General features: G+C 66.7%; 22 protein-coding genes. 11 read left to right on the top strand and 11 right to left on the bottom strand.

Annotated features, from left to right (window positions below):
- The first annotated feature begins 88 nt into the window (after positions 1 to 88).
- Positions 89 to 310, top strand: coding sequence for a DUF2093 domain-containing protein (locus BLM15_RS15125; protein ID WP_126113533.1), 222 nt, complete (start codon positions 89 to 91; stop codon positions 308 to 310).
- Here the strand turns inward: BLM15_RS15125 and lpxK are convergent.
- The 5 genes from lpxK to BLM15_RS15100 form a co-directional block, all read right to left on the bottom strand.
- Positions 278 to 1,312, bottom strand: a complete 1,035-nt coding sequence (lpxK, locus tag BLM15_RS15120) for a tetraacyldisaccharide 4'-kinase (RefSeq protein WP_126113532.1) — start codon at positions 1,310 to 1,312, stop codon at positions 278 to 280. The genes BLM15_RS15125 and lpxK overlap by 33 nt on opposite strands.
- Positions 1,312 to 2,613 carry a 3-deoxy-D-manno-octulosonic acid transferase gene (locus tag BLM15_RS15115; protein ID WP_126113531.1) on the bottom strand — a complete coding sequence of 434 codons (1,302 nt, stop codon included), beginning with the start codon at positions 2,611 to 2,613 and terminating at the stop codon, positions 1,312 to 1,314. The genes lpxK and BLM15_RS15115 overlap by 1 nt, the downstream gene beginning before the upstream one ends.
- Entirely contained in the window at positions 2,610 to 3,359 is a 750-nt protein-coding gene (locus tag BLM15_RS15110; protein WP_126113530.1) for a lysophospholipid acyltransferase family protein, read from the bottom strand. The genes BLM15_RS15115 and BLM15_RS15110 overlap by 4 nt, the downstream gene beginning before the upstream one ends.
- Before the next feature lie 28 nt (positions 3,360 to 3,387).
- Complete coding sequence (locus tag BLM15_RS15105) at positions 3,388 to 3,630, bottom strand: DUF4170 domain-containing protein (RefSeq protein WP_110488448.1); 243 nt, start codon at positions 3,628 to 3,630, stop codon at positions 3,388 to 3,390.
- A 206-nt stretch (positions 3,631 to 3,836) separates the two neighbouring features.
- On the bottom strand, positions 3,837 to 4,631 hold the full coding sequence (locus BLM15_RS15100; protein WP_126113529.1) for a 3'(2'),5'-bisphosphate nucleotidase CysQ: 795 nt from the start codon (positions 4,629 to 4,631) through the stop codon (positions 3,837 to 3,839).
- Positions 4,632 to 4,911: 280 nt separating this feature from the next.
- Here BLM15_RS15100 and BLM15_RS15095 point away from each other — a divergent pair, with 280 nt between their 5' ends.
- Positions 4,912 to 5,439, top strand: a complete 528-nt coding sequence (locus tag BLM15_RS15095) for a DUF6101 family protein (protein WP_126113528.1) — start codon at positions 4,912 to 4,914, stop codon at positions 5,437 to 5,439.
- On the opposite strand, the gene ubiA is transcribed toward BLM15_RS15095, so the two are convergent.
- Together ubiA and BLM15_RS15085 are read right to left on the bottom strand one after the other, a co-directional pair.
- Positions 5,436 to 6,386, bottom strand: a complete 951-nt coding sequence (gene ubiA / locus BLM15_RS15090) for a 4-hydroxybenzoate octaprenyltransferase (RefSeq protein WP_126113527.1) — start codon at positions 6,384 to 6,386, stop codon at positions 5,436 to 5,438. The two genes, BLM15_RS15095 and ubiA, sit on opposite strands and share 4 nt — an antisense overlap.
- Before the next feature lie 10 nt (positions 6,387 to 6,396).
- Entirely contained in the window at positions 6,397 to 6,870 is a 474-nt protein-coding gene (locus tag BLM15_RS15085; protein WP_206438519.1) for a hypothetical protein, read from the bottom strand.
- A 174-nt stretch (positions 6,871 to 7,044) separates the two neighbouring features.
- Between BLM15_RS15085 and BLM15_RS15080 the strand changes: the two genes are divergently transcribed.
- The 7 genes from BLM15_RS15080 (at position 7,045) to BLM15_RS15050 (ending at position 13,552) form a co-directional block, all read left to right on the top strand.
- Complete coding sequence (locus BLM15_RS15080; protein ID WP_126113525.1) at positions 7,045 to 7,785, top strand: 16S rRNA (uracil(1498)-N(3))-methyltransferase; 741 nt, start codon at positions 7,045 to 7,047, stop codon at positions 7,783 to 7,785.
- A 167-nt stretch (positions 7,786 to 7,952) separates the two neighbouring features.
- Positions 7,953 to 9,128, top strand: coding sequence for a carboxylate-amine ligase (locus BLM15_RS15075; RefSeq protein ID WP_126113524.1), 1,176 nt, complete (start codon positions 7,953 to 7,955; stop codon positions 9,126 to 9,128).
- Positions 9,129 to 9,349: 221 nt separating this feature from the next.
- Positions 9,350 to 10,735 carry a glutamate--cysteine ligase gene (locus BLM15_RS15070; RefSeq protein ID WP_126113523.1) on the top strand — a complete coding sequence of 462 codons (1,386 nt, stop codon included), beginning with the start codon at positions 9,350 to 9,352 and terminating at the stop codon, positions 10,733 to 10,735.
- Positions 10,736 to 10,825: 90 nt separating this feature from the next.
- Positions 10,826 to 10,999, top strand: coding sequence for a Flp family type IVb pilin (locus BLM15_RS15065; protein WP_126113522.1), 174 nt, complete (start codon positions 10,826 to 10,828; stop codon positions 10,997 to 10,999).
- Between the two features lie 250 nt (positions 11,000 to 11,249).
- Positions 11,250 to 12,350, top strand: a complete 1,101-nt coding sequence (locus BLM15_RS15060) for a TadE/TadG family type IV pilus assembly protein (RefSeq protein WP_126113521.1) — start codon at positions 11,250 to 11,252, stop codon at positions 12,348 to 12,350.
- Between the two features lie 12 nt (positions 12,351 to 12,362).
- A complete protein-coding gene (locus BLM15_RS15055; RefSeq protein ID WP_126113520.1) occupies positions 12,363 to 12,932 on the top strand; it encodes a TadE/TadG family type IV pilus assembly protein in 570 nt (189 codons plus the stop codon).
- Positions 12,932 to 13,552 carry a TadE/TadG family type IV pilus assembly protein gene (locus tag BLM15_RS15050; protein WP_126113519.1) on the top strand — a complete coding sequence of 207 codons (621 nt, stop codon included), beginning with the start codon at positions 12,932 to 12,934 and terminating at the stop codon, positions 13,550 to 13,552. The genes BLM15_RS15055 and BLM15_RS15050 overlap by 1 nt, the downstream gene beginning before the upstream one ends.
- 27 nt (positions 13,553 to 13,579) lie before the next feature.
- On the opposite strand, the gene BLM15_RS15045 is transcribed toward BLM15_RS15050, so the two are convergent.
- The gene (locus BLM15_RS15045) at positions 13,580 to 14,461 is read right to left on the bottom strand and encodes a LysR substrate-binding domain-containing protein (RefSeq protein WP_126113518.1); all 882 of its coding nucleotides are present in this window, start codon (positions 14,459 to 14,461) and stop codon (positions 13,580 to 13,582) included.
- Positions 14,462 to 14,627: 166 nt separating this feature from the next.
- Here BLM15_RS15045 and BLM15_RS15040 point away from each other — a divergent pair, with 166 nt between their 5' ends.
- Both BLM15_RS15040 and BLM15_RS15035 read left to right on the top strand, forming a co-directional pair.
- On the top strand, positions 14,628 to 14,993 hold the full coding sequence (locus BLM15_RS15040) for a DUF1127 domain-containing protein (RefSeq protein ID WP_126113517.1): 366 nt from the start codon (positions 14,628 to 14,630) through the stop codon (positions 14,991 to 14,993).
- A 188-nt stretch (positions 14,994 to 15,181) separates the two neighbouring features.
- The gene (locus BLM15_RS15035; RefSeq protein WP_126113516.1) at positions 15,182 to 17,074 is read left to right on the top strand and encodes a methyl-accepting chemotaxis protein; all 1,893 of its coding nucleotides are present in this window, start codon (positions 15,182 to 15,184) and stop codon (positions 17,072 to 17,074) included.
- Between the two features lie 60 nt (positions 17,075 to 17,134).
- Here BLM15_RS15035 and BLM15_RS15030 read toward each other — a convergent pair whose 3' ends face one another.
- The 3 genes from BLM15_RS15030 to BLM15_RS15020 form a co-directional block, all read right to left on the bottom strand.
- On the bottom strand, positions 17,135 to 18,040 hold the full coding sequence (locus BLM15_RS15030) for a DUF937 domain-containing protein (protein ID WP_126113515.1): 906 nt from the start codon (positions 18,038 to 18,040) through the stop codon (positions 17,135 to 17,137).
- Between the two features lie 63 nt (positions 18,041 to 18,103).
- Positions 18,104 to 19,477 carry an MATE family efflux transporter gene (locus BLM15_RS15025; RefSeq protein ID WP_236846312.1) on the bottom strand — a complete coding sequence of 458 codons (1,374 nt, stop codon included), beginning with the start codon at positions 19,475 to 19,477 and terminating at the stop codon, positions 18,104 to 18,106.
- Positions 19,474 to 21,339 (bottom strand): monovalent cation:proton antiporter-2 (CPA2) family protein, encoded by a 1,866-nt coding sequence (locus BLM15_RS15020; protein ID WP_126113514.1) that lies wholly within the window; start codon positions 21,337 to 21,339, stop codon positions 19,474 to 19,476. The genes BLM15_RS15025 and BLM15_RS15020 overlap by 4 nt, the downstream gene beginning before the upstream one ends.
- Positions 21,340 to 21,377: the final 38 nt, after the last annotated feature.

Below are 21,377 nucleotides of genomic sequence, written 5' to 3'. Positions count from 1 at the left end.
TGTTGGAACAATGCGTGGTTTCAGAGATGGTTGCGTCAAACTGCAACCTGTACGCTAACCTGTCGCCGCTTTATCGTCCTGGCCCGTGATGAACATCAACGAACGCCTGCCTCCCTCCGGCTCCGAAGCGCTGGTCGATTACGGCCATGGCGAGTTCCGCGTCGTGCGTCCTGGCGCCTTCGTCCGCTGCGCCGTCACTGGCGCGCCGATCCGGCTCGAGGAGCTGCGCTACTGGTCGGTGGAATGGCAGGAAGCCTATGCCTCGCCGGAGGCCGTATTATTGCGCGTGCGTCGCGCCGGCCGCACCTGAGCGGGTTTTTGCCAGGCATCCGCGCAGCAGCGCGTCGAGAGCGGCCTCATCCTCGAAGGCGAGCGTGACCGGCACGCAAAGCAGCAGCGAGCGCTCCGCGGCGGGCCAGAGCGGCGCGAGCTTGACCATGTCCTTCTCGGTGACGGCGACACAGCAGGCTTTCGCCTTCGCCTCGGCGATCAGCGCCGCGACCTCGCCTGCCGTATAGGCGTGGTGGTCGCCATAGGCGTGTTCGCCGACGAGCCGCGCTCCCGCAGCGCGCAGCGTTGTCACGAATTTCTCCGGCCGGCCGATCCCCGAAACCGCCAACACCGGCAGATCGGCTAGCTCCGCCTCAACAGTAGCCGGCGGCGCGAGTCTCGCGCGCAGCACTGGCTTTCCGGCCGTGAGCGCCTGCGTGGCGACATCATCCCCTGGCGGGCCTTCTCCGATCAGGACGATCGCGTCGATCTGCTCTATCTGACCACCAAGTGGCGCGCGGAGCGGCCCGGCCGGCAGGCACAGGCTATTGCCGACGCCGACTGCGCCGTCGACGACAGCCAGCCGCAGATCCTTGTGCAGCGAGGGGTTCTGCAGCCCGTCATCCATCAGGACGAGGCTGGCGCCGGAACCGCACGCGAGCGCCGCGCCCGCCGGCCGCTTGCGTGCGACGATGGTCGGCAGGCGGGCAGCGAGCAGCAGCGGCTCGTCGCCGACATCTGTCGAGATATGCCGTGCGAGGTCGACCCGCAGGGGGCCCGGCAGCTTGCCGCCATAGCCCCGCGTCAGGGCGAAGGGCGTCTCCCCCATTGCAACCAGCCGTGCCGCCAGCGCCAACGTTGTCGGCGTCTTGCCAGCACCGCCGGCGACGAAGTTGCCGACGCAGATCACCGGGATGCCGGCCTGTGCGCCTGGCTGCCGCATGCGCCGCATGGTGACGGCGCCATAGAGTGCCCCGAGCGGTTGCAGCAGCCGGGCGAGGGCAGTTGGGGGCACGCGCCACCAGAAGCCCGGGGCGCGCATCAGTCCGTGGCCTCGCGCTGGCCGATGGCAGCGCGCAGCAGGAGCGGCTCGATCGCCTGGACGGTGCGGTCGAGCGCACCGCTGAGCTCCGTGCTGGTCCGGGCCGCGGCCCGGGCGGCCTGACGTGCCGCAGCCGGGTCGCTGAGCCAGCGATGCACTGCCTGGGCGAGTTCCTGCCGGTCGGCGACCTGAATCGCGCCGCCGCCGGCATCGAAAGCGGCGAAGAGCTCGGCGGATTTGTGGACGAGCGGACCGTGCAACAGGGCGCAGCCGAGCTTGGCCGGCTCGATCGGGTTATGGCCGCCGATCGGCGCGAGCGAACCGCCGATGAAGGCGACGGGCGCCAGCCGGTAGTACAGGCCAAGATCGCCGAGCGTGTCGGCGATGTAGAAGTCGATGTCGCGCTCCGGCAACTGCCCGAGCGAGCGGCGGGCACTGGCCACGCCATTGGCATTTGCGAGCGCTTCGACCTCGCCGCCGCGATCGGGATGCCGCGGCACGACGATGGTCAGGAGCTTGGGCAGATGCGCCTGGACGCCGAGATGGGCGGCGAGCACGTCCTCCTCCTCGCCCGGATGGGTCGAGGCCGCGACCCAGACTGGCCGTCCTGCCGCCAGGCCGTCGAGTAGAGCAAGTGTGTTGGGATCGGCCGGCGGAGCCGGGACGTCGAATTTCAGGTTGCCGGCGATGCTGACGCGCGGCGCGCCGAGCTGGGCGAGGCGCTGCCCATCCTCCTGTGATTGCGCCAGACAGCGGTCGAAGCCGGAGAGTAGGTAGCGCGAGGTCTTGGGGAATTTGTACCAGCGTTGGAAGGAGCGCTCGGACATGCGGCCATTGACCATGACCAACGGCACGCCGCGCTTGCCGGCTTCGATCATCAGGTTCGGCCAGATCTCGGATTCGCAGATCAGGCCGAGATCGGGACGCCAGTAGTCGAGGAAGCGGCGCATATAGCGCGGCACGTCGAGCGGCAGGAACTGATGGATCGCGCCGGCCGGCAGCCGCTGCGCCAGGAGTCGCGCCGACGTCACGGTGCCCGAGGTCACCAGCACGGCGAGCCCGCGCCGCTGCAGGCGCTCGATCAGCGGCAGCAGCGTCACCGTCTCGCCGACGCTGGCGCCATGCAGCCAGACCAGCGTCTTCGCCGGCCGCTCGACGCTCGCATAGCCGCGTCGCTCCGACAGCCTTGCCGGATCTTCCTTGCCGCGTCGGCGCCGCCAGAGCAGCAGCCCGGCGGCCGCGGGCTCGAGCAGGGCCGAGAGCGTGCGGTAGGCACTGATGACGAAGCTGCGGCCGATCATGCGGCGTTGGCCTTGGTCGCGGCCTTGGCGGCGGCGGCCTCGCGCAGGCCTGCGCCGGGATCGCGCGCACCAATCAGCGCATAGGCGCGTTCATGCACGGCGTCTAACCCGGCTTGGACGGCGAGGCGCGCAGCCTCGCAGGTTGCTTCGTCCGCGTCGCGGGCGATCCGGACCGCCTCGCCGACGACGATGGCGCCGCGCCCGAAGGGCAGACCGATCGAAGCGCGGTCCCAGTTGTTGAAATCGATCCGCCGGCTGGTCACCACCGCGATCGGATGGATCGGCCGACCCGAGGCCCGCGCCAGCTGGACGATGCCGGGGCCGCAGACGCGCGCGCGCTTGGGAATGTCGGCGGTCAGCACCATGGTGTCGCCGGCGGCGAGCCGCCGAACCATGGCGAGGAAGGCCGGCGCGCCACCCTTCTCGCGGACCTTCTTGCCGGAGGCGCCCGAGCCGCGGATCGCGCCGATGCCGAGCTCGCGCAGCGCCACCGCATTGAAGCCGCCATCGCCATGGCGCGAGACCAGCGAATAGGAAGGCATCCAGTCGGGCCGGGCGAACGGGATCATGATGTGCTGGCCGTGCCACATCGCGATGATCAGCGGCAGCTCGCCGCGGACCTGCTCATAGATATCGGCTGGCTCGACGACGAAGCGGTTCGTGCGTCTGACCAGGCGCAGATAGAAGGCAAGGCTGCGGCCGAGCGCCTCCTGTGCGAACTTCGTCTTGAGCAGGGAAAATCCCATCGAACCGGTCTGGCAGCGTCTTTTATCGTCAGTGCTGGCCGGTCGACGGGTCGAGCAGGCGGTGCAGGTGCACGACGAAATAGCGGGTCTGGGCCTGGTCGACGGTCGCCTGCGCCTTCGCCTTCCAGGCGGCATGAGCCGCGGCGTAATTGGGGTAGACGCCGACGATGTCGACCTTGGAGAGATCCTTGAACTCGACGCCGTCGAGTGAGCTCAGCTCGCCGCCGATCACGAGGTGCAGCAGCTGCTTGGTATCCTGGCTCGCGCTCATCATCCGTCTCCGGCCTGTGTCTTGAAATCTCTGTCGAAAGCACGCCGAGGCGCTGCCGGACCCGCTCCGGCTTGCCCCAACCGCATTTTTTGCCGTGCGATCAGATAAGCTATCCGCCTTCCGCGCGCGAGGCCCGTTCAGCAAGAAAATGCGGTTATTTCCGGCAGTTTTCGTTCTGACGTGACGTCAGCAGCGCTGCGTTCCGCTTAGCTGCGCTGCGGCTGGCTTTCGCGCAGGCGGCGCAGTGCTTGCGCGAGCGGAGCGACGAGGCTGCTTCCGGACGCGACCAGCATGCCGTGCATCGGCACCTCGCGATTATAGCGCATGGCCTCGCCTTCGCCTGTCGTCACCTGCCCACCAGCTTCGCTGAGGACGAGATCGGCGGCGGCGAGGTCCCAGTCGCGTGCGTCGGGCGAGACCAGCCCGGCATCGATCGTGCCGTCGGCTATGCGGGTGAGGCGCAGCGCCAGAGACGGGATCTTGTCGGCAGGGATGAAGCTCTCCAGGCGTGCCAGCGCATCGAGCATCGGTTTCGGACCGGCGATGCGTGCGCCGGCGAGCGTATCGACCGCGCGTGTCCGGATCGGCTTGCCGTTGCTCATGGCGCCGCCGCCGCTGATCGCCGTATAGGTCGTAGGACCTGCCGGGGCATGCACCACGCCGAGTATGGGCTTGCCGTCGTCGAGCAGGGCGACGCAGACCGCCCAGTCGGGCGAGCCGGTCATGAAGGCGCGAGTGCCGTCGATCGGGTCGACGACCCAGACAAAGCGGCGCGACAGGCGCAGGGCATCGTCGACGGTCTCCTCGGAGAGCCAGGCGGCGTCCGGCAGCAGCGCCGACAGGCGCACATGCAGGAAGGTGTCGACGCCGATATCCGCTTCCGTCACCGGCGAGCCGCCGGCCTTCGACCAGGTTTTGGCAGCTGTCTGCGCGCCGGGGCGGAACAGGTCGAGCGCAAGCTGGCCGGCCTCGCGGCAGGAGGCCTCGACGACAGCTAGCATATCCTCGGCGATTGGCAGTGGAGAAGATTCCATCATGTCCCGTTATGGCCGGAGAGTGCGACGGAACAAGGAAAAAACCGGGGCCGTCCGAAAGATTCCGTCAAGCATCATCCGGGAAACCGGCCGGGAACGGACTGAAAACCGCTTCAACACCTTTGTTTAACCCAAGCTCTTAAGCGCTCGGACAACCCTTCCGGCCAATCTCCGTCCTGCAAGCACGAGAACCCCGCATCGACAGAGGGTTCCGGGCAGCAGGGATTAAAGAGAGGCGTTAAAACCGATGGCCAGCGTCACGCCGGCCACCGGGGAGAGCGGGCTTGCGCCCGTCTACCCCGGTGGCGCACAGAATCAGAACGGACAGTCCCCGCAGTCGGCGAATGTGCCGCTGCAGCAGGACGGCCCCCGCATCGAGCGCATCGGGCCGGTGCGCATCCTGCGCGGCGGCGCCGGTTGGCGTGGCATCGCGCTGCGCATGGCCGGTGGCGCGATTGCTGATGACGACCGCTTCCAGCTCGCCTTGACCGCGGGCGACGGCCGCTCCGTCATCGTCGCCGTGCTTGATCAGGACGACGCCATCGCCGTCTGGCGCGATGCCGGCCGCGCCAGCGGCCTGCCGCTCCTGCTCGAAACCAGCGACGGCGCGATCACCGAGCCCTACCCGCAAATCGGCCGGCTCGCTCTGGGGCCGACCCGCATTCGTCGTCGTCACGCCCTGCTTGCTGGCCGTCGTCCGCGCTTCCTGACAAGGCGCAAGACCGGCCGCCTGGCCGAGCGCCCGGTGGTGATCCGGGGCGAGATCCTGACCTAGAAGACGAAGGAAACCAGCGCGTCGAGCGCGAAACCGGCCGCCAGGATCAGGCCGGCATGCCAATTGGAGCGGAACAGCATCAGCGCCGTGCGCCCGTCAGCGCCGTCGATGGTATGGACCTGCCAGCCCAGGTGGAGCGCGAACATCCCTAACCCGATGAAGGCGACGAAGCCGGCGCCGGCGAACCAGGCGGCGACACCGGCGAGCGCGATCGTCGCGCCATAGCAGAGGCCCACGGCCTGCTGGGTGAACGCGCCGAAATAGCGCGCGCTCGACTTGATCCCGGCGATCACGTCGTCCTCGATGTCCTGCATCGCGTAAATCGTGTCGTAACCGATCGTCCAGAACACCGCGGCGGCATAGATCAGATAGGCCGGCGGATCGAGCCGGCCGAACACCGCGCTCCAGCCGACCAGTCCGCCCCATGAGAAGGCAAGGCCGAGCACGAATTGCGGCATGTTGGTGATCCGCTTCATGAACGGATAGATCGCGACGATCGCCAGCGAGGCGATGCCGGCGATCACCGTGAAGCGGTTGAACTGCAGCAGAACGACAAGGCCGACCAGCGACAATCCGACCATGAAAAGGGCGGCCGCCTTGGCGCTGACCTGGCCTGACGGCAGGGGCCGGCCGCGCGTGCGCGCCACCTGCGCGTCGAGCTTGCGGTCGACGATGTCGTTGAAGGTCGAGCCGGCCGCGCGCATCACGATGGCGCCGATCAGGAAGAGCAGGCAGTGCCAGAGATTGGGAAAGGGCAGCCCGGCCGCGATCGCGGCGAGCCCGGCCGACCACCAGCATGGCAGCAGCAGCAGCTGCCAGCCGATCGGGCGTTCGATCCGGGCGAGCTTGAGATAGGGCCGCAGGCGCCGTGGCGCTTTGGTGTCGACCCAATGCCCGGTCAGTGCGTCGGGGAGCGGCGCGTCGGTGAGGGGAGGAGAGGGCGCCATCGGGGCGCCGTCAGAGTGCGCCCTGCGGCACGCGCATCGCGCCGCCGGTGATCGAGTCGGCGCCTCCGAACGGGTTGGCGCCTTGCCGCTGCTGCGCCTGCTGCTGGGCGCGGCGCTGCATCACCTCCTGCTGCTTCACCGCATTGCAGGCCTGGCCGCGGATCGTGCCGGCCTTTTCATTGTCGGCCTTCATGCCGTCGACGAAGGTCGCCGGAATCTGGCACCAGTCCTGATTGGCGGTGGCGAACTTGATCAGCGAGTTGCCGTTGCCGACCAGCCGGCCCAAAATGCCGCAGGCCTGCACCGGGGTCATCTTGCGCTTGGCCTTCGCATTTGCGTTGAGCTGCCCCACGATCGACTGGCGCTCCTGCATCAGCTTCTGCAGATTCTCACAGCCCGAAGGCACTTGCGCCAATGCCGGCTCGGCCAGGCCCAGGCCAGCCAACGCTACAGCCAGCTTCAGGGTCGCGTATCGCCGCATCATCCGCTCCGCTCTTGTCCCGTTATATACGCCCGTCCCGGCGTTGCGGGCTTTTCCATAACAGCGAGAGCCATGCGCCAACAAGCTCCGGCTCGCATTTCGCCACGATCCACTTGCCGATAGCGTGGGATTGTGGCGACTTTCGCGCCATTCTTGTGGATATCGGATCGGGTTCGCATGCGGGATTTCACCAAGCACCGGCTGTTCAGCGAGGCGCCGCTGGCGGCAGGCGCCGTGCTGGAGCTCGCGCGCGACCAGGCCAATTACCTGCTCAACGTCCTCAGGTTGCGCGGCGGCGACACCATCCTGGTCTTCAACGGTCGCGATGGCGAATGGCTCTGCGCGATCCGGGCGGAGGGGCGCAAGCAGGCCAGCCTCGAGGCGCTGAAGCAGGCTCGCCCGCAACCGCCGGCGCCCGGTCTTCTCTATCTCTTCGCGCCGCTGAAGCATGCGCGGCTCGATTATATGGCGCAGAAGGCGGTCGAGATGGGGGCGGGCGTGCTCCAGCCGGTCCTGACGCGCTTCACCCAGGTCTCGCGGCTCAATCTCGACCGGCTCGCTGCCAATGCGGTCGAGGCGGCAGAACAGTGCGGCATCCTGGCCCTGCCGGAAATCCGAGCCGAGCAGCCGCTTGCTGCTGCGCTTGCCGCCCTCGAGCCGGAGCGGTTGCTGATCTTCTGCGACGAAGCGCTCGACGCGCAAAGCCCGCTGGCAGCCTTGCAGGCCGCGCCGCGCGGCCCGCTCGCCGTGCTGATCGGTCCCGAGGGCGGCTTCGACGAATCGGAACGCGCGCTGATTCTCCAGCGCGATCGGACGCTGCGCCTGTCGCTGGGGCCGCGCATCCTGCGGGCCGACACAGCGGCGGTCGCCGCGCTCGCCGTCGTCCAGGCGACGCTCGGCGACTGGTCCGCCAATTAGCTCCGTGGCTTGCGCACGACCGGCGTCCTTGCTGCCGGTTGGAACGCCGCGGCTGGTTCGGCGTTTAGGCGTGGAAACTGCGCCACCGGTCGCAGTTCCGACTCATTGACTGGCAGTCTGGCGCCGCCGCTCCGCTTCGGAGCGCGCCGCCACGGGGGAGAGACATCATGGTGAGCAGCGCCTACCGCTTTGGCGTCGAGGAGGAGTATTTCCTGTCCGACGCGGAAAGCCGCGGCGTCGTGCGCAAGATCGCACCGCATTTCATCGAGGCGGCGCAAGCCGTATTCCCGAACGAGTTGCAGCGCGAGATGCTGCAGTCGCAGATCGAGGTGGCGACGCCGGTCTGCGAGAACATGGCCCAGGCGCGCCTGTCGCTGCGGCGGCTGCGCTCGGATCTCGCCAAGCTCGCGCGCGAGCATCAGATGCTCCTGCTTGCCTGCGGCACCCATCCGAGCGCCGTCTGGGCGCGCCAGCGCGCCACCGAGGCCAAGCGCTATGACGGCATCATGCGCGACCTGCAGATGCTCGGCAGTCGCAACCAGCTCTGCGGCCTGCATGTCCATGTCGAGGTGCCGGACGAGGAGCAGCGCATCTCGATCATGGTCCGGATGCTGCCCTTTCTGCCGCTGCTGCTTGCCCTATCGACCTCCTCGCCGTTCTGGCAGGGGCGCCGCACCGGGCTGATGGGCTATCGGCTCTGCGCCTATGCGGAGCTGCCGCGCACCGGCCTGCCGGAGCTCTTCACCAGCGCCGCCGATTATCGGACCTATGTCGACACCATGGTGGCATCGGGCGCGATGCGCGATTCCAGCTTCATCTGGTGGGCGATCCGCTCGTCCCAGAAGCATCCGACGCTGGAGCTGCGCGTCGCCGACAGCTGCACGCGGCTTGACGACACGCTCGCCATCGCCGCGCTTTGTCGCTGCCTCGTGTGCCATCTCGCCCGCAAGCCCGGGCTCAACGCCGATCTGACCGCCGCCTCGCGCGCCCTCGCCGGAGAGAACATCTGGCGGGCCCAGCGCTACGGCATGCATGGTGGCTTCGTCTGCGAGAAGCGCCGCGCCATGATCCCGGTCGGGCAGGTGCTGGACGAGGTGCTGGAATTGCTCGACGAGGATGCCGTCGCGCTCGGCTGTGCCCTTGATCTCGCCCATTGCCGCACGATCGTTGCCGGAGGCACCAGCGCCGACATGCAGCTCGCGATCTTCGAGGAGGCGCGTGCCGGCGCCGGCGGTCAGACTGCCGGACTCATCGCCGTCACCGACTGGATTGCTGCGCAGACGCGTGCCGACGATGACGGACTTGTGCCGAAAGGGGCGAACCTGCTGCGTGGCGCCGCCTGACGCATTCGTGACGTGCATGCATCCGTGCAAGGTCCAGGCGCGCCGACACGCGCTGACGGTCGTTGTCGGATTGTCGCGGCTCGCCTATGTCTGGCGCTCCTCAGCGCATGGCGCGGCGGGGCGTCCGCCCCTGCCTGTCATGCTGCACAGTTCGACCCGGAGCGTTCTCCAGCTGCCTGAAAGGGCAGGCGGCGCGCCGGGACACGCATGCCGGAGCGCCCATGGCCCGCGACGTATCCGATTCCACGCCGATCAGCTCGAAGGCCGAACTCATCGGCTGGATCGCGCAGGGCGAGAAACCGGCCTCCGAATTCAAGCTCGGCACCGAGCACGAGAAATTCCCGTTCTACACCGACGATCTCAGCCCGGTTCCCTATGAGGGCGCGGCGGCGGGCCGCAGCGGCGGCATCCGGCAATTGCTCGAAGGCATGCAGGAGCGCCTTGGCTGGGAGCCGATCCTCGATGCCGGCCACATCATCGGCCTCGCCGGTCCCGATGGCGGCGGCGCGATCTCGCTCGAGCCGGGCGGTCAGTTCGAATTGTCAGGGGCGCCGCTTGCAAACGTGCATGAGACGGCGCGCGAACTCGACCAGCATCTCGCCGATCTGAAGGCGGTCGCCGAGCCGCACGGCATCGGCTTTCTCTCGCTCGGGCACTCGCCGCTCTGGACGCGCGAACAGACGCCGATGATGCCGAAGCGGCGCTATACGATCATGAAGAACTATATGCCGAAGGTCGGCACGCGCGGCCTCGACATGATGTTCCGGACCTGCACGGTCCAGGTCAATCTCGACTTCGCCAGCGAGGCCGACATGGTGCGCAAGCTGCGGGTCTCGCTCGCGCTGCAGCCGCTGGCGGCGGCGCTCTTCGCCGCCTCGCCGTTCAGCGAAGGGCAGCTCAACGGCTTCCAGTCAATGCGCTCCGAGATCTGGCGCGACACCGATAATGCCCGCTCGGGCATGCTGCCCTTCGCTTTCGACGAGGGCATGTCCTACGAAGGCTATGTCGATTGGGCGCTCGACGTTCCCCTGTATTTCGTCAAGCGCGGCGACACCTATCACGACGTCGCTGGCGCCTCCTTCCGCGACCTGCTCGCCGGCAAGCTCCAGCAATTGCCCGGTCAGCGGGCCACCATGTCGGACTGGGTCAATCACCTTGGAACGCTGTTCCCGGAGGCGCGGCTGAAGCGCTATATCGAGATGCGCGGCGCCGATGCCGGCCCGGTCGAGATGCTGAACGCATTGCCGGCCTTTTGGGTCGGTCTGCTCTACGACGACGCTGCGCTCGCCGCCGCCTGGGATCTGGTCAAGCGCTGGAGCGCGCAGGAGCGCCAGCAGCTGCGCGACACCGTGCCGAAGGCTGGGCTCAATGCTCGAATCGGGACCCGCGCCTTGCGTGAACTCGCCCGCGAGGTCGTGGAATTGTCGCGCGCGGGCCTCGCCCGCCGGGCCCGTCTCGACGCACAGGGCCGCGACGAGACGCAGTATCTCGATCCGATCGTCGCGATTGCCCAGAGCGGCCGCACGCTCGCCGAGCGCCTGGCGGTTCGTGAGCAGGGCGCCTGGAGCGGCAAGGTCGAGCCGGTCTTTCCGGAGCTCGCCTTCTAGCCGGCGGGCTCAAGATCAGGCGAGGGCAAGCCAACCTGTTTCGCGCTTCGGATTAACCAATCGTCCGGAGTTTTGCGCCAATATTGGGCTATGGAACGCTTTTCGGCCCTGGTCCTCGACTTCCTGCGCGATCGCCGCGGCGCGACCGCGCTGGAATACGGCTTCATCGCATTTCTGATTTCGATTGCTGCGGTCGCCACCATCCGGGAAATTGGTCCGTCGCTGGCTGCGAAATATGCCGCGGTGCTGCCCGGCCTCCAGTAGCGCGGCCATAGCCTGCACAGCTGGGGGCTGAGATGCGAAGCCATCTCGGACTTCTGCAAACGCAATCACCACATTCTGTATTCAGTTTTAACTGCATTTTACCATGTTGGCGGAGAACTCGCGATTCTGCCGATTTTCGCAGCGATACCAGTGACATTCACTGGTTCTGGAAAGGTTTTCTCAATCGCCGCGCGCCTAGCGTCCAGGCAATCGTCCCGTAGCTTGCCTGTGCCACTTGCGAGGCCATCCGATGCCCGGCCTGTTCCGATCGTTCCTCAAGGATGCCCGCGGCGTTACCGCGTTGATGTTCGGCCTGACGCTGCCGGCAGTCGTACTCGCAGTCGGCGGCGGTATCGATTTCAGTCGCGCAGCGGCACGGCATCAGCGCATGGCGAGTGCGATCGAGCTCGCTTGTCAGCAGGCGGCGCAGGAGATTCGATATCAGGCGAGTCAGGCCAATGCCGATCCGAAAAAGGATTACAGCTCGCTCGTCAAAGACCTCGCGGTTAAGAAGCTCGCCGAAGACAGCCTGACGGAAGTCACGCCTACTGTGGTCATTGCGGGTGAAATCGTCACGATCACGGCAGCCGGCTCGAGCGCGAACCTCTTCGCAGGCATCGTCGGCTATAATCAGGTTTCGCTGCAGGTCAGTCGCAATTGTACCAAGCTTCCGGTTGCCCCGCCGGAAAACAAGGTGCTGTTCACGGAATCCTTTGAGAACTACCACAGTGTCAAGAAAGAGGACTGGAGCGTTCTGCAGAACTGGAATGGCTGGAAAACGACAGGCGGCGGTGTCGAGATCAACGGCATCCCACAACTGTCTGGCAATGAGATCCGCTTCGGTAATTTCTTCGCCGAGTTGGATTCACATTGCTATGTCTCCGGTTGCAACTCCAATTCTTCGATGGCGAGGGAGTTCGATCTGAAGCCCGGCAATTACGAGCTGCGCTATTGGTACATCTCTCGAATCCGTAACACGACCTCGACATTCGCCGGCAAGGTGGCCTGCGTCGGACGCTATCCAGAGAACGATACGAATCCGGACTATAAGAACAACCCCAGTTTACAGAGCGCCTGGGCTACGAAATGGCCTCAAGTGGTGCAATGGGCGAGATCTTGGGAAGATGAGACAAATCGTATCGAGGTCTATTTCGCGAAAAGTAACGCGACTCTGAATACGACAAACATGGTCGATCTCTGTATTCACACGGACAAATGGGTCGAGCGTGTTGTTCCGTTGAAAGTGACAGAGGCGGCCAAATACAGCTTTACGTTCCGCGCAGCAGGCAAACAGGATACGGTTGGTGGACTCCTCGACTATATCCGCTTCTGCAGCGGCAATTGCCCGTAACGGGAGGGAGGGATGAAGCTGAGCCCATCCTCACGACGCGTCGCTGACGTCAGCGCCCAGCTTCCTGATCAGCAGGTTGCTTTCGGCAAGGATAGCTCGGTTTTGACTCTTGGTTGCGCCCGGCAGGTGCTGTACCGGAAGCTTCGCGCCTTCGGAGGCGACAACGCGGGCGCCACCGCCGTCGAATTCGGCTTCGTCGGCCTGCTGTTCCTGACAGTGCTGTTCGCGTTTGTGCAGTTCTCCTTGTTGTTCCTTGCCGGGATCAATCTCGAAAATGCCCTGTCCGACGCGGCGACGGGCAATACCGCCGCAACCTATGCCAATGATCGGTCCACGGTGACCGAGCGGATCTGCAGCAGGATGGTCCTGGCGGATGACTGCCAGACCAAGCTCAAGCTCGAAATGCAGCCGCTGAAGAACTACCCCACCACCGGGCAGGAGATCACCGGTACGGTCTTCACGGTTGGCGAGGCGGGGAAAGACGTGACCCTGATACGGGCGCGTGTCCCGATTATCACGATCATCCCGGGGCTGCCGGCGCTGTCGATCAGCAGCCAGGCGATGTTCCTGAGGCCAGTGTGATGCAACCGTTTCGTGACTTCAGGGGGCTGTGCTGGGCCAAGATTGCCGGTTTTACCAGGCGGCAGGAGGCGCGGCAGTCCGCGCCGGAGGTCTGGTCACGACGGCCGAGTGCTCGCCGGCTGCTACCTGACCAGCGCGGCGTCGCAGCGGTGGAGTTCGGTCTGCTCGCCATGTTCATGTTCGTATTGATGGCCGGCACGATCGATATCTCGCAGCGAGTCATCTTCCAGCGCGACCTCAAGCGCTTCGCGAGCTCCGCCGCTCTAGCCATGGCGACATGTCCGCAAGGCGGCGGCTCATGCTCGACCGACGCGATCAGGGCCATCAAGGATCGTATGGCGGTCGTTCTGCCCGGCGTGACGATATCGGAGTTGCGCCTGGCTTCATTCTACCTTGAGAATAGTAAGATCACGATGGGTCCGGGTGTGACGACCTATTTCCAGGGAACAGAGGAAGCCGACGCCAAGGCATTGCTGCTCAGAGAATTTGACGCTGGCGTCTTCGTCTCGATCAAGGCCACTCATGCCCCGACCTTTCCTAGCTTCGCAGCCAATTGGGGCTTGGTGAGCAAGGAATTCAGCGAAAGCAAGATGCAGCTGAGCTATCGTAAGGTGCAATAATCGCGGCTGGTACATGGACCGCGACCCCTACTCCGCCGCCACCTTGAAGCTCTGCAGGTTGTCCAGGCTCTGGATGATGTGCTCGGCGAGGGCGTTCGACAGGATCGACGGGTCGTGCCTCGTGCGTAGCAGGCCGATCTTGCAGGAGGGCAGGGTGGAGAAGCCTTCCGAGGGGCCCAGAATGCGCATGCCGGGCCGGACCGCGCTCTCCGGCAATACCGAGACCGCGAGCCCCGCAACCACTGCCGCTCCGACCGCGGTCGAATTCCAGCTGGCATAGAGCACGCGGAAGCGCCGGCCCTTGCTCTCCAGCGCTTCGACCGCGGCCTGGCGCCAGTTGCAGGTCGGCCGTCCCAGCGCCAGCGGCAACGGGTCTTCCTCGTGCACGCAGTGGCGGGCCGAGGTCACCCAGAGCAGGGGTTCGATCCGGATGATCTCGCCCTGGCCGCGGCCCTCGACATGGGTGATGATCGCAAGGTCGATGTCGCCGGTACCGATCCGCTCCGCCAGCATCGGCGTCGGCTCGCAGACCACGGTAACTTCGGTACGGGGGTTCGAGCGAGCGAAGCGGGCCAGGATCTCCGGCAGATAGCGGTCAGCGTAGTCGTCGGGCACGCCGAGCCGGATGCGGCCCTTGAGATCGGCCTCAGTGAAGCTCGCCACGCATTCGAGGTTGAGCCGCACGATACGGCGGGCATAGTCGAGCAGCCGCTCGCCATCCTCGGTCAGCTTGGCATGGCGCCCATCCCGGCCAAAGAGCGGCCGGCCGACACGCTCTTCCAGCCGCTTCATCTGCATCGAAACGGCCGATTGCGTCTTGAAGACGATCTCGGCAGCGCGGGTGAAGGAGCCGGTGTCGGCGATGGCGACGAAGGTCTTGAGCTGATCGGCATCGAGCACATGAGCCATGTCGGCCTCCTCCCAGAGGTTCATCAAGATCGGTTGTGTCAACCATCATAACCATTCGTTTGGCTGATGACCAGAGCAGAGTTATCCTTTGGTCATTATCCCGCTCCTGCCGGCCTGTGTCGCAGCTCTGGTGGAGTATCGACCGTCCAACCCCGAGGAGGCTGTCATGCTGGTCATGACCTTCGTCACGAAGACCTTGTCTGCCGTTTCCGGCGGCGCGGCGCGTGCTGCCGCTCACACGGTTACGGGCACGAAAAACCTGGTGCGCGCCTTCGTGCACCGCCGAGAGGTGATGCGTCTCAGCGAGCTCGATGAGCGCGGGCTGAAGGATATCGGCCTTGTCCGCTCCGACATCGACGGTGCGCTTGCGACCTCCTGGCTCGCGGATCCGTCGAGCGTGCTGCAGGCCCGCTCCGCCCAACAGCAGTCGGCGGCCGCGAGCCGCCGAGAGGCCGGGGTTCGACGGCCTGTGGTGATCCAGGCCGCGCCACGGCCGAGCGCCAAGGACATCAAGATCGCGTGCAACGCCTGACCCCTTGGCGTGACGCGTCCCTGCGGGCGGTGGCTTCGGCTGCCGCCCTTTTTTGTGCGTGGAGCGTAACCTTGCTGCGGTCGTTAACCGGATCGCGCGCATCGTAACGCTTCATTCAGCAAGTTCGACCACATTTGCGCCGCATTGCGCCGACTTCGGCGCCCCGATTCCTCGCCCCGGGGTTTTCCATGCGACGCTTTCGCTTTCGGCTTCATGATCTGAGGATCAGGACCAAGATCGCCATCCCGATGCTGGTCATGGGAGCGATCGGCATCGGCTCGGCCGTCTACGGCGCATTCGAGTTCGGCAAGATCGAGAAGACCTATGCCGACCTGGTCTCCCAGCGCGCGACGGCCATCCTCGACTCTGCCCGCGCCGCCAGCGCCATGACCGAGATCGTCGGCAATCTCTACCAGGCGATCGCCTATCCCGAGTTCATGAAGCAGAACGGGACCAGCATCGAGAAGGTGAAGACCGCCTATGCGGCCTCGCTGCAGGCGCTGGTCGAAGCCAAGATCAGCTTCCCGCAGCGGGCCGAGAGCTTCGACGAGTTGAGCCGCCGCCTGCAGGCGGCGAAGTCCGACATCGACCAGATCATCGCCCAGGCTGCCCGCGACGAAGACCTGCCGGCACTCTCGATCATGTCCCAGCTCGACAAGACGATCGGCGAGATCGCCGGCGCTGCCGCCAAGGTCAATGGCGAGATCAAGAAAGATACGGAGGCGGCCTCCGAAGCGCTTGCCGCCGATGCCGATCGCGTCAACCTGATCGTCATCGGCCTGAGCCTGGCAGGGGCACTGCTCGGCCTGATCGGTGGCGCGATTCTGACCAGCGCAGCTATTACGCGTCCGCTGGAGCGGCTCAAGCTCCGTATGGGCCAGATCGCCAATGGCGACTATGCCGCCGAGGTCGAGGGCCAAGGCCGCCGGGACGAGGTCGGCGAGATGGCCCGCGCCGTCCAGGTGTTCAGGGAGAACGGCCTCGCCGTCCAGCGCCTCGAAAGCGAGACGGAGGCCGGCCGCACCGAAGCCGAGCGGCAGCGTCTAGCGGCCGAAGCCGAGCGCACCAGCGCCACGGCGCTGCAGCAGCGCCTTGCGGCGGAGCAGGCGGTCGTGGTCAGGGCCCTCGCCGAGGGCTTGACCCGGCTCTCCCAGGGCGATCTCAGCGTCCGCGTCGAGGACGAGGTCGCCGCCGACTACGCCGCGCTCAAGCAGGATTTCAACAGCGCCGTCAGCCATTTGGCGCAGACGATCGCGACCATCCAGGCGACTTCGGCCGATGTCGGCAATGCCGCACGCGAGATCAATTCCGGCGCCGACGATTTGTCGAAGCGCACCGAGGAGCAGGCCTCCTCGCTCGAGCAGACGGCTGCGACCACCGAGCAGCTCGCAGCCTCGGTCAAGGCCTCGGCGCAGGCCTCGCGGCAGGCGGTTCAGCTCGCCAATGAGGCGACCGGTGTCGCGGTCAATGGCGGCGCTGTCGCCAGCCAGGCGGTCGACGCCATGGCGCGGATCGAGCAGGCCTCGAAGAAAATTTCCGACATCACCTCGGTGATCGACGAGATCGCCTTCCAGACCAATCTGCTCGCCTTGAACGCAGCGGTCGAAGCGGCCCGTGCCGGTGACGCCGGCAAGGGCTTTGCCGTGGTCGCCAGCGAAGTGCGCACATTGGCTCAGCGTTCGGCCGAGGCCGCCAAGGACATCACGGCCCTGATCGCTCAGTCGGGCGTCGAGGTCGAGCAGGGCGTCGGGCTGGTGCGCGCCGCAGGCGAGGCGCTGAGCCGGATCGTCGAAGCCTCGAAAAAGGTTTCGGCGACGGTCTCCGACATCTCGGCGGCGTCCGCCGAGCAGGCCAACGGCATCGACGAGATGAGCCAGACCGTCGCCCATATGGACGAGATGACGCAAGCGAACGCGGCACTGGCCGAAGAGAGCGCCGCGTCCGCAGGCTCGCTCAGTAGTCAGATCCGTCGTCTCAACGAGCTGGTCGCGAGCTTCCGCACCGGCGACAATGCCGCGACGCTGACCGGTGCCCCGGTCGCCGACGAGGCTTCCGAATGGGATGAACGCCGCCGAGCCTGAGCATCAGCGGCATCACAAGAATTGATCGACGGCCGCCTCCGGGCGGCCGTTTGTCATGGATCAGGCCTTGCGCTGGCCGCCGCCGAGCATCGTCTCGAAGATCGAGCGCAGCGCGTCCTGCTGGCCCGCCTGGACCTGGCGGCCGTGCTCGAACATCTGGTTCAGTGCATCGAGCCCGATCGAGCCCGGCCCGGTCTCGCTCGATGGCGGCGGCTCGTCCGACTCAGGTTCAGGCACTGGCCGGCGGGATTGCGGCGCCGGCTTAGCGCTGGTGTCGGGAGCCTGTCCCTGTGCACCGCCGAACATGCCGCCGAGGATCTGGCCAAAGATATTGCCCATGTCGGTGGGCATGCCGGGCATGGCGCCGCCGCCGAAGGGGCCACTGCCCTGCGCCTGGCCGGCCGGAGGCTTCTGTCCGCCGAAGAGCCCACCGAGGATCGCTTCAAGCGGATTGGCGGGGTTCGCCTGTGGGGCCTGGGGCTGCTGCCCGGGCATCTGGCCGCGCATCATCTCGGCGAACTGCCCGAGAATGCCGCCGAGGCCCTGATTGTTCACCGATTTGAACAGTCCGCCCATCAGGATCGAGGCGATCACCGGCAGCATCTGCTTCAGGATCGCTTGGCCGACGCCGCTGGTCGCCGCGGCCTGGGCCGCGACGGCGTTGGCGACCTCCTTCGAGCCGAAGAGTTGGCTCATCACGTCCTGGCCCAGCGGCATCGCCCGGTCGGGAATGCCATCGCCGTCGCTGTCGTACATCTGGCCGAAGGGCGTCGCCGTCATCATCTGGGCGAGATTGCCGAAGGCGTAGGGGTTCTGGGTCTGGCGCTGCAGCCCCATCGAGAAGGCGGGGAGCAACGCGTCGAGCGCGGACTGGGTCTGCTGCATCGAAAGCCCGTATTGCCGGGCCAGGTTCTGCATGGCCTGGCCGTTCTGGGCCGATTGCATCATCTCGAAGAGATTCATCATGGCGCGCTCCCTCGCGGGACGAGCCCGCCAACTCACGAAGCCGACGATAGCAGCCGGTCGCCGTCAGGCAAACGACGGTCTCGCTGCCATCTGAGCCGAGCGCTCGAGCCTGGCGATGCCGCGATAGGCGGTGACCAGCGCCGCGATGCCGAACAGCACCGCGCCCAGTGCAGCCCCGGCGAGCGCGCCCTTGGGGCCGGCATATTGAGCGCCGAGCCAGGCGAGCGGCACCGTGCCGAGCGTGGCGCGGCCCCAGCTGAACAGGGTCGAGTAGAACGGCATCCCGAGATTGTTGAAGGCCGAGTTGGCGACGAAGAGCGCGCCGACGAAGAGCCACATCGGCCCGGCGATCAGGCCGAAGAAGGCGACGAGCTCGGCGGTCTCGCCGCTGGTGCCGAACAGAGCGCTGATCTGGTGACGCAGCAGCGCCAGCAGCAGGCCTGCGACAGCGACATAGGCCGCAGCGAAGCTGACGGAATCGGTCAGTGCCTGGCGCATCCGATCATAGCGCTGCGCGCCCCAGTTCTGCGCCAGGATCGGCCCGACCGCGCCGGACAGCGCGAACAGCACGCCGAAGGCGACCGGGACCAGCCGGTCGATGATCGCGCTCGCCGCGATGACCTGATCGCCGAAGCGGGCGATGATGCCGAAGAAGCAGGCATTGGCGATCGGATTGGCGAGATTGGTCATGATCGCCGGGGCTGCGATCGCGAAGGTAGGCCTTGCATCGCGGCGCAGGGCGGCAAAGCTCGGGCGGGCGATCATCCGGTGGACGCGAAGCGCGCCATGGAAGCCGACGGCGAGGAAGACGACGCGCGAGAGCACGGTCGCCCAGGCGGCGCCGTCGGGGCCGAGCCCGAGGCCGAAAATCAGGAGCGGGTCGAGCGCTGCCGTGACGATGCCGCCAGCCAGGGTGACATACATCGCCCGCTTGGCGTCGCCGACGGCGCGCAGGACGCCGGACAGACCCATGCCGAGCGCCATCAGCACATTCGAGGGGAGGGTGATCCACAGGAACGAAGTCGCGACGGCGAGCGACTCGCCATGCGCGCCGAGCTTAGGCAGCAGCCAGGGCAACAGCGGCAGCATGACGACGCTGAGCGCCAGCCCGGCGATCGCCATCACCGTGAGTGTCGAGCCGGCCATCCGCCGCGCGCCCTCGCGGTCGCCGGCGCCGAGCGCGCGCGCCGTCAGCGCCGTCACCGCGATCATCAGCCCGACATTGAATGAGATCATCAGGTAGAGCACGATCGTCGCGTAGCCGACGCCCGCCGTCGCCTCGGGCCGGCCGAGGCGCGAGACGTAAAGCAGCGACAGGAAATCGACGACGAAGATCGCGATCAGCCCGACTGAGGCGGTCGCGGTCATCACCGCGACATGGCGCAGGGTCGAGCCGCTGACGAAAACGGCCTGCGAAGGGAGCGTGGGCGCGTTCACTCGGCCGGTTCCCCGACTCCGCCGACCGCAACCTCGGCACCGCCATCCTCGATGACGTCCTGCGTCTCCTTGGTGAGCGCCTTCGACTTGCCCTTCGGTGCGATGATGGGTTCGGGCGTGACGCGCGGCACCTTCTCGATGCCGGCGGCGACGCCCTCGCTGAACTGGATCTCCATGCGCTGCGCATCGCGGTCGCGCACATGCTCGATCACGAAGCTCGCTTCCTCATAGCTCAGGCCGAGCGCTTCCAGGGTGACCCGGCCGAAGCCGAGGGCCGATTCGAAGGTCTCGCGCATCTGGTAGTCGACATCGAGGCGCATCAGGTCCATCGCATGGACGCGGTCATAGGCGCGGGCATGGATGCGCACGGCCGGGAATTCGACCTTGGCCATCTCGACGATGCGCAGCGCCGCCTGCCGGTCGTCGATGCAGATGCACACAACCTTCGCCTTGCCGGCGCCGGCGGCGCGCAGCACGTCGAGCCTGGTGCCGTCGCCATAATAGATCTTGAAGCCGAACTTGGCGGCCGAGCGGATCCGCTCGATGTCGGAATCGATGATGGTGACGTCGAGATGCTGCAGCAGCAGCGCCTGCGTCACCACCTGGCCGAAGCGGCCGAAACCGATGACCAGCACCGAGGGCGTCACGCCGTCGAAGGTCTCCTCGATCTCCTCGGGCGGCGGTGCGTTGGCGGCGAGCCAGAGGTCGATCAGCTTGGCCACGATCGGGCCGATCAGCATGCTGAGCGCGGCGGTCGCCGTCGCCAGCGCGCCCTGCCTCTCGTCGAGCAGGCCGAGCGAGGCGGCGAGCGGCAGCAGCACGAAGGCGAATTCGCCGGCGGGCGAAAGCAGGGCGCCGGCGCGGATCGCCTCGCTCGTCGAGGAGCAGGAGGCACGCAGGATCGCAGCCGCCGCAGCGATCTTGAACATCACCAGGAGCGGCGCCGCCAGTGCCAGCAGCAATGCGTTCTCGGCGACGAGCTTCAGGTCGATCGACATGCCGACCGCCATGAAGAACAGGCCGAGCAGCACGCCGCGGAAGGGCTCGATATCGGCCTCGAGCTCGTGCCGGAAATGCGAATCCGCCAGCAGCACGCCGGCGAGGAAGGCGCCCATCGCCATTGAGAGCCCGACCTGCTCCATCAGCAGGGCGGCGCCGAGCACGACCAGCAGCGCGGCGGCGGTCATCACCTCCTTGGCACCGGACTTGGCGAGCAGGCGGAAGAACGGGTTCAGCGCATAGCGGCCGGCGAGCACCACCGCGGCGATGGCGAGCAGAGCGAGGCCAAGCCCTGTCAGGGCCTTGGTCGAGCCGCCGCCATGGGCAGCGCCGGTCGTCGCCAGCAGCGGCAGGAAGGCCAGCGCCGGAGCGATCGAGATGTCCTGGAACAGCAGGATCGAGAAGGTGCGCCGGCCATAGGGCTCGGCGCCGTCACCGCGTTCCTCCAATAATTGCAGAGCGATCGAGGTCGCCGACAGCGCGAGCGCGAGCCCGATCGCGATCGCGCCGCCCATGGCGACGCCGAACTGCCAGGCGGCCGCGCCGATCGCCAGCGCGCTCAGCAGCATCTGGGTCAGGCCGGCGCCGAGGATGTCCTTGCGCATCGAATAGAGCCGCGCCGGCTGCAATTCGAGCCCGACCAGGAAGAGTAGCAGCACGACGCCGATCTCGGCGGTGCCGCGGACGGTCTCCGGATCCTTGATCACCGCCAGGGCCGATGGCCCGATCACAATGCCGGCGGCGAGATAGCCCAGCACCGCCGACAGTCCGAAGCGGCGGAACAAGGGCACAGCCACCACCGCACCCGCACAGAAGGTCAGGATCGGCGGCAGATAGCTGGCATGCGAAACGGCATCGGCCATTGAGGAACTCGTGCTGGAGCGAAGGCAGGCCGCGTCGA

Source organism: Bosea sp. Tri-49 (assembly GCF_003952665.1).
Taxonomy (GTDB): domain Bacteria; phylum Pseudomonadota; class Alphaproteobacteria; order Rhizobiales; family Beijerinckiaceae; genus Allobosea.
Note: the sequence above shows the minus strand (reverse complement) of the source record. Positions and strands in the feature narration are given on the sequence as shown.